Origin of the sequence: uncultured Campylobacter sp. (genome assembly GCF_937996225.1) — a bacterium.
Lineage (GTDB): Bacteria > Campylobacterota > Campylobacteria > Campylobacterales > Campylobacteraceae > Campylobacter_B.
Genome location: NZ_CALKTC010000013.1, coordinates 1 through 3,483 on the forward strand (window position 1 = coordinate 1; position 3,483 = coordinate 3,483).

Below are 3,483 nucleotides of genomic sequence, written 5' to 3' on the forward strand. Positions count from 1 at the left end.
TTGCCGCTTAGGCGATATACATCCCCTCCGACGATAAGCATATCTCTATCTCTTGCGATTTTTAGCACCTCCATTACATCGTCGAATTTCCAAGCGATTTCATAAAAACCGAGTTCCTCTCTTAAATTTATGCCGCGCTCTAACAAGTCCCGCGGCACGATATTTACAAAATCCTCATCTGTAAATAACATAATTCGCTCCTTTTAAGTATAAGATTATTGCCATTGCCATTTTTCTATTTCGTCTTTCTTTACGAAATACCCTCTTTCACCGCAAGGGTAGTAAATTTTACACCATTCGCCTTCGCAGGATTGGATGGGGATGACTATCTCATCATAATAAGCAAATTCCTCTTTATCTTCATAGAAAATTTTACGAATAACGCCATCTTTAAATTTATATATAATTTTTTGATCTATTTTTTCGCCACATTCGCCATAAAAGGCATCGTCTTTGTGTTTTGCAAAAGTGATTTTATGCCCTAAAATCGTAGGGCTGCGCCCATATAGGCATAACGCGATAAAAGATATAACAAAATTTTTCATCTCTTCTCCTACTTAAAATGCGTCCTATCTTTTATTTAGATCTCCAAGTCTTTTGACCGTTAGGCCAAAGCTGCTCTATTTCATCCCTCTTGACATAATACTCCGTATAGCCGCAAGGATAGTAAATTTTACACCACTTATCGTCACAAGATTCTATCGGAACCATAGTCGATGTGCCATTTATAATAGTGAGATAAAGTCTCTACTAGCTTATATTCATATTCGCCGCTTTTTTGGCTTTTAGCTCTTGAATATATATCTAAAAAATCCTCGGAGCCCCCTCGGTATATAAAATTTATCATCAGGTATATAGTCATGAAAAATAAAACCGCAAGTACTTTTATCTGAATTTGTACCCGGAATAAAAAAGCGATTACTTAGGCTACACCCCGCTAGCAAAACAACATATGCCAATGACAGCATAACAAATTTATTCATTTCTTTTTCCCCTCTTCTATAATATTGCGTATCGCGTCTTGTACTTCTTGATGCTTTTGACGCCCCTGCCGCCGAATTTTGGCAAAATATACGCCTTGTTCATATGGGAAACCCTTAATGCGAAAAAGCCCCTAATAACACTCCTAATATTTCGAAAAAGATTATATCTAAAATAAAAATGAAAGGAGCCTGAATGGCTAAAATTTAAGATAGGCGCCTGCGCGCAGGAACCAAATGCAACTAAAAAGAAGTGATTAAAATTTAAAAATAGATTAATTGGTGGAGGTGTGCGGGATTGAACCGCAGTCCGAAAACAAACGACCAAAGCCTCTACATGTTTAGCAAAAGTGAAGTTCTCGCGTAGGCTCGCTCACTTTCCAAAACGACCCGCCGGCGCAAAGACTAGGATTTCACCCTACGGCTCGTCACGCCGCAGAGCTACGCTATCACAGATTACCCGCCGCCGCGCTTAGATAGTATCGGCGCAGAGCAGGGCTCGACTGGACTTACGCAGCTTTAGCGTAAGCAGGAGCAAATTTAACGTTGTTTGCGTTTAAATTTAGTTTGGATTTTATACGCTGTATCCAAAGCGACATGCCGCCTTGACCCATCCGTTCCCGTCGAAGCCAAGTCACCCCCGAAAGAATGCGCGCGCATTTTACTTTAAAATTTTATAAATGTCAAATTCGGCTTATGTTAAAATTGCATCGAAATTTCAACCGAGCAAAGGAGCCAGAATGTCCAAAATCACGCTTTCTAAATTATATGAGATGAAAAAATCCGGCGAAAAGATCGTGATGATCACTGCCTACGACGCGCTTTTTGCTAAAATTTTCGACGACGAGGTCGATATGGTACTCGTAGGCGACAGCCTAAATATGAGCTTCGGCGGGCACTCCGAGACCCTGGGCGCAAGCGTGGAGCAGATGATCTATCACGCGCGCGCCGTAAGACGGGGGCTAAAGCGAGCGTATATGGTCGTGGATATGCCGTTTTGCTCGTGCGCGACGCCAGAGCTCGCGCTACAAAACTGCGCCAAAGTCTATGAGAGCACCGGCTGCGACGCCGTTAAGATCGAAGGCGGCGCGCATATGGCGGATACCGTGGCGCTGCTTAATCGAAACGGTATCGCCGTGATGAGCCACATCGGGCTTAAGCCGCAGTTTTCGCGCTTTATGGGCGGCTACAAGGTAAGCGGACGCGGAGAGGAGGGCGCGCGCGAAGTCTTAAACGACGCTAGAGTGCTTGTCGAGGCGGGTGCGGTGCTGCTGCTGGTGGAGGGCACGATTTCTGCGGTCGCAAATCAAGTGGCACTCGGCACCGACGTGCCCGTCATCGGCATCGGCGCGGGTGCGGGCGTGGATGGACAGGTGCTTGTGTGGAGCGATATGTGTGGATTTTTCACGGAGTTTCGGCCGAAATTCGTTAAGCGCTATTTAGACGGCGCCGAGCTGGTAAAAGGCGCGGTGCGCGAATACGCGCGCGAAGTGAAGGACGAGAGCTTCCCAAGCGAGGAGTTTGAATATAGGCAGTAGCGAGATTTGGGCTAAATTTTAAAAATTTATATATTCTAAAACCAATAAATAAAAGGAGCATAGATGAAAGTCAAAGCAGCTAACGATAAAACTTTAAAAGTATTTAAAAGCGGCAACTCCTTAGCGCTTCGTATCCCGAAATATCTAAATTTGGAGGGCGTTAAGGAGCTTGCGATAAAAGAGCTTAGTGATACCGAAATAACGCTTAGCATCCCCAAACGTAGCGGCGAGTGGGATGGATTGCTTGCGACGCTGGCAAAATTTAAAGACGCTGAGATCAAGCGCGGCAAACAGATCCCGAGCGAGCGCGAGTTTGGATTCGATAAATGATCGTTTTAGATACGAATATTTGTATATATTTGATAAATAACGACGAAAAATACGCTCCTAAAATACTCGATTGTCTGACAAAACATCTAAGATCGGATATTTTTATCTCGCTTATTACCGTTGCCGAGCTGAGATTTGGTGCAGAAAATTCTAAGCGCAAAGAGTTAAATTGACGGTCAATAGACGAGTTTATCTCAAATTTTAATATTTTGCCATTTGGCATGCGTGATGCTCAGGCATATGGTGCAGTGCGCCGCGAGCTAACGGCGGCTAATCGTAAAATAGGAGATATGGATATGTTGATCGCTGGAATGTATTATCGCGCGGCTGCACGCTCGTTACGAATAACGAAAAAGATTTTAAAAATATAAGCGGGCTTAAAATAGAAAATTGGACGTAAATTTGAAATTTTAAAATTTACGCTGCACGGCGGGCGTTTAAATTTTGCTCTCGCCGCAAATTAATCGTCACGCCTAAACGGCTTATAAAATTTAAGGAGAAAATTTGGCTAAAGCTTTAAAAATCATCATAGCCGCGGCTCTGGGCTTGCTCTTTTGCGTAAAGGTGCTGCCGATTTTGGCGGCATTTTTCGCGTTGAATTCTTTCTTTGATAAAGATGATATGGAGCTAGATAA

General features: G+C 43.5%; 6 protein-coding genes and 1 other RNA gene. 3 read left to right on the forward strand and 4 right to left on the reverse strand.

Annotation, left to right across the window (positions count from 1 at the left end; translation table 11 throughout):
• The 4 genes from imm40 to ssrA form a co-directional block, all read right to left on the reverse strand.
• A partial coding sequence (imm40, locus tag Q0174_RS01675) for an Imm40 family immunity protein (RefSeq protein ID WP_298041262.1) occupies positions 1-191 on the reverse strand: 191 nt, incomplete at its 3' end.
• A gap of 24 nt (positions 192-215) precedes the next feature.
• A complete protein-coding gene (locus Q0174_RS01680; protein ID WP_298041264.1) occupies positions 216-545 on the reverse strand; it encodes a hypothetical protein in 330 nt (109 codons plus the stop codon).
• Between the two features lie 31 nt (positions 546-576).
• Entirely contained in the window at positions 577-711 is a 135-nt protein-coding gene (locus Q0174_RS01685; protein ID WP_298041266.1) for a hypothetical protein, read from the reverse strand.
• A gap of 549 nt (positions 712-1,260) precedes the next feature.
• Positions 1,261-1,622: a transfer-messenger RNA gene (ssrA, locus tag Q0174_RS01690) on the reverse strand.
• A gap of 98 nt (positions 1,623-1,720) precedes the next feature.
• Between ssrA and panB the strand changes: the two genes are divergently transcribed.
• The 3 genes from panB (at position 1,721) to Q0174_RS10945 (ending at position 3,021) form a co-directional block, all read left to right on the forward strand.
• Positions 1,721-2,518 carry a 3-methyl-2-oxobutanoate hydroxymethyltransferase gene (panB, locus tag Q0174_RS01695; protein ID WP_298041268.1) on the forward strand — a complete coding sequence of 266 codons (798 nt, stop codon included), beginning with the start codon at positions 1,721-1,723 and terminating at the stop codon, positions 2,516-2,518.
• Between the two features lie 63 nt (positions 2,519-2,581).
• On the forward strand, positions 2,582-2,848 hold the full coding sequence (locus Q0174_RS01700) for a hypothetical protein (protein ID WP_295099432.1): 267 nt from the start codon (positions 2,582-2,584) through the stop codon (positions 2,846-2,848).
• Complete coding sequence (locus Q0174_RS10945; RefSeq protein ID WP_297918442.1) at positions 2,845-3,021, forward strand: type II toxin-antitoxin system VapC family toxin; 177 nt, start codon at positions 2,845-2,847, stop codon at positions 3,019-3,021. The genes Q0174_RS01700 and Q0174_RS10945 overlap by 4 nt, the downstream gene beginning before the upstream one ends.
• Positions 3,022-3,483 lie beyond the last annotated feature (462 nt).

What these genes read in the sequence shown, in the direction of transcription:
- Q0174_RS10945 (WP_297918442.1), top strand. Translation starts at nt 2,845, where the DNA reads ATGATCGTTTTAGATACGAATATTTGTATATATTTGATAAATAACGAC.
- panB (WP_298041268.1), top strand. Translation starts at nt 1,721, where the DNA reads ATGTCCAAAATCACGCTTTCTAAATTATATGAGATGAAAAAATCCGGC.
- Q0174_RS01680 (WP_298041264.1), bottom strand. Translation starts at nt 545, where the DNA reads ATGAAAAATTTTGTTATATCTTTTATCGCGTTATGCCTATATGGGCGC.
- Q0174_RS01685 (WP_298041266.1), bottom strand. Translation starts at nt 711, where the DNA reads ATGGTTCCGATAGAATCTTGTGACGATAAGTGGTGTAAAATTTACTAT.
- Q0174_RS01700 (WP_295099432.1), top strand. Translation starts at nt 2,582, where the DNA reads ATGAAAGTCAAAGCAGCTAACGATAAAACTTTAAAAGTATTTAAAAGC.